At 67.4% G+C, this 3,027-nt stretch carries 3 protein-coding genes; all 3 read right to left on the bottom strand.

From position 1 onward, the window contains the following. On the bottom strand, positions 1-1,598 hold a 1,598-nt coding region (locus GL284_RS21155; protein WP_155046378.1), incomplete at its 3' end, for a DEAD/DEAH box helicase. Positions 1,599-1,609: 11 nt separating this feature from the next. Further along, the gene (locus GL284_RS21150; protein WP_155046377.1) at positions 1,610-2,239 is read right to left on the bottom strand and encodes a hypothetical protein; all 630 of its coding nucleotides are present in this window, start codon (positions 2,237-2,239) and stop codon (positions 1,610-1,612) included. A gap of 2 nt (positions 2,240-2,241) precedes the next feature. Beyond that, on the bottom strand, positions 2,242-3,027 hold a 786-nt coding region (locus GL284_RS21145; protein ID WP_155046376.1), incomplete at its 5' end, for an ATP-binding protein.

The raw sequence follows: 3,027 nt of genomic DNA, 5'->3' as shown, positions 1-3,027 counted from the left end.
GCGTATTTCGACAGGCTGAAATCCAGCCCATTGGCCTCGTGCCCCGCGCGCTGCAGCAGGTCCATCTGTTTCATTGTCGCCGGGTCGTTCAGCCAGCGACGGCTCTTGATCGAGGCGGTCCCCGTCTCGGTGGCGCGCAGGAAATCGTCTGCGGCGGCGAGCGCCTGCACCCGGGTGCCGATGGCAAGCGGCCGGATCGCCCTGCCTTTCGGCTGTCCGAGCGCGTGCCAGAGCGCGCCATCATGGAACACCCCGGCCCAGCCATTGAACCCGCTCGCCATCATCGCCTGGCCGTCGCCATGCAGATCGCACCAAGCGAACGGGGACCGCTCCAGAAGGTCGATCTCCATCATGTCGAAGGCGGTCAGCAGTCGGGCCTCTGCTCGTTCCCGCGTGAAGACGTGACCGCAGAAATCACAGATCGATGCTCCAAGCGGCAATTCGGCCTCACAGGTCGGGCACAGTTTCCACGGTGTCTGGCCGGGCTCAGGATCGTCCTCGTCGAGGGTGATCTCCTGTTCGAGCGACCCGTGCCGGAGCGCCGCGCCCGCGAAGTCGAGCACGACGCAGTCGGTTTTCACGATGCCTGAGAAACGCGCGGGATCGACCCGCCGCAGGCCGCGACCGACTGCCTGGATGAAGGTGCCCTTGTGCAGCATGGGGCGCAGGATGCCGATGCAGCCGACGGGCTGGCTGTCGAAACCTTCGGTCAGGACCATGCAGTTCGTCAGCACCTGCACCTCGCCCCGGTCGAACCGGGCGATGAGGTCGGCGCGCGTCCGCGATGGCATCTCGCCCAAGATCGTCTCGGCGGTGACGCCGGCCGTGCGGAATGCCGCGGCAACCGCATCAGCATGGTCGACCGTCGCACAGAAGAAGATGGTGCGCCGGTCCGCTGCCTTCGCCTGCCAGTGTTCGACGACGGCCTCGTTCAGCACCGAGCGGTTCAGCACCTTGTCTGCCGCGCGCATGTCGAAATCGCCGGCGGTGGCGCCGAGCCCCGCCAGTTCGTCCTCGACGCCGAGATCGATGGTATAGGTGCGCGGTGGCACTAGGAGACCGCGACTGATCAGCGTGCCGATCTTGAGGTGATAGCCGACATTGCTGAAGGTGCGGCGCAGGCTGCGGCCATCGCCGCGACCCGGCGTGGCCGAGAGCCCGAGCAGCTTGATCTCCGGATTGAGCGCCCGGGCCTCGTCTATGATGGATTGGTAGCTTTGCGCGGCGGAGCGGTGGCATTCGTCGATGACGAGATGCGAGACCGGCGCCATCCGCTCGCGCCGGTTGGCGCGCGCCAGGGTCTGGACGCTTCCGAAGACGATGCGGCCGTCCCAGTCGTCCTGCTCGGCCTTGACCACCGAGGTGGCCAGTCCGGTGACAGTGCCGATGGCGCTGCGGTTCTGATCGATCAACTCGTCGGTGTGCTGCAGCACCAGGACGCGGTCGTGTCTGCGGTGCTCTAGCTCCTCGCCGATGTAGAAACCGGCGATGGCGGTCTTTCCCGCCCCGGTGGGCAGCACCAGCATGGTGTTGCCATGTGCGGCGGTGCGGTCGCGGGCGGCATCGACCGCCGCCTTTTGATAGTCGCGCGGAATCATGGCCGTCCCCCTCAGCGTGCCCAGAAGGGCGCGGAGCCGGAGGACGGCGCGCCCGACTGACCCATGCCGTTGTCCGCAAGCTGCGGGCCCGAGGCGGTGAACTGACCGTGCTGCGGTGGCTGGGGTACGCTGCCCATCACCCGGGCGTATTCGGCATGGTCGGCGCCGAGCGCGGCCTTGATGACGTTGCGCCCGGTGTCGTCGGGCTTGTCCTTGTCGCGCTCGATGCCGATGCGCGCCACGAACTCCAGCCCGCTCAACTCGCCGAGGCTGCGGATCATCCGCGCGGCGCGGGCGGCGTTCGACTGGTCATCGGCACGCACGCCGCGGGCGGATTCGAGGATGCCGCGGATCATGGCGCGCCCGCGGTTGCCATAGGTGTCGTCGCCGGGACCGCCCGCAGCTTTTCCGCGAAATCCGATGCGCGTGTAGATGCGGCGCCGCGCGAACGGCCCCTCCATCACGACTGCCTCGGTGTTGAGGTAGAGGGCCGGGCTCGTCTTGCTCTGGGTGAGCCAGCCTTCGGGTCCCGCGCCGCCAGGGCGGACGGTGAGGCAGACCTTGACCAGGGTGTTGGCCGGGATGAGGTCGAAGGCGGCGTCCTGCGTGTCAGCGCCGTTGAAATCCATGTCGCTCGCCATTGTCATGCTCCTTTCGTCGTCGGGGGATTGGGTGCGGTGGCGGCCGCGGGCAGATCGAAGTTCAGGCGGGCAGCGCCATCGGGGCGCGGACCACGGATCTTCGCCATGAGTCGCCCGAGATGGGCGGGCTCGATCATCGACAACCGGCCGCTGCGGTCCTTCGCAGGCAGGCCGAAATCGTTGATGGTGGTGCAGATGAATGCCCTGAACGGGTCACCCTTCTCGGGGCGCAGTTCGGTCAGGGTCACGACTTCGTCGACGATGCCGGGCAATTCGAGGCCGGTCTTCGATCCCTCGATCTGCATCGAGAAGAAAGGCTTGCCGAAGTCGTCGAGCTTGCGGTCGAGCAGACCGACCAGCCAGATGTTCTTGGTGGGCGTGTGCTGCAGATGCGTGAGCCAGCCAATCATTTCCTGGCCGAGCAACCCGTAGGTCGCGCGGAGATCGGGCTTGCCGGTGCGGTCGGACTGGGCCTGGGATTGGCCCTTGCACCACTGAAGGCAGATGCGGGAGGCGACGGAGATGCTGTCCACGAAGACCGTGTCGTACTTGTCGAGCTGGCCGGCGGGACCGAAGGCCGCGCAGACCCGCGCGAAGTGCCCGGGCCCATAGGACTGGTCGTCCCGCATGGCCGGGTTGGCGCCGCCGATCCAGGCGGCGAGATCGCGGGCGACCACCCAGTCGCGGATGCGGACCTCATCGCCGGGCCAGCCCTGAACGGCCAACTCGCCCGCCTCGAGGTTCAGGAAAAGTGTTCGCTGCGGATCGAGGGTCAGCAGCTGCGTGGT

Origin of the sequence: Paracoccus shanxieyensis (assembly GCF_009711265.1) — a bacterium.
GTDB classification, from domain to species: Bacteria; Pseudomonadota; Alphaproteobacteria; order Rhodobacterales; family Rhodobacteraceae; genus Paracoccus; species Paracoccus shanxieyensis.
Note: the sequence above shows the minus strand (reverse complement) of the source record. Positions and strands in the feature narration are given on the sequence as shown.

Coding starts and splice junctions, on each gene's coding strand:
- GL284_RS21150 (WP_155046377.1), bottom strand. CDS start 2,239: ATGGCGAGCGACATGGATTTCAACGGCGCTGACACGCAGGACGCCGCC.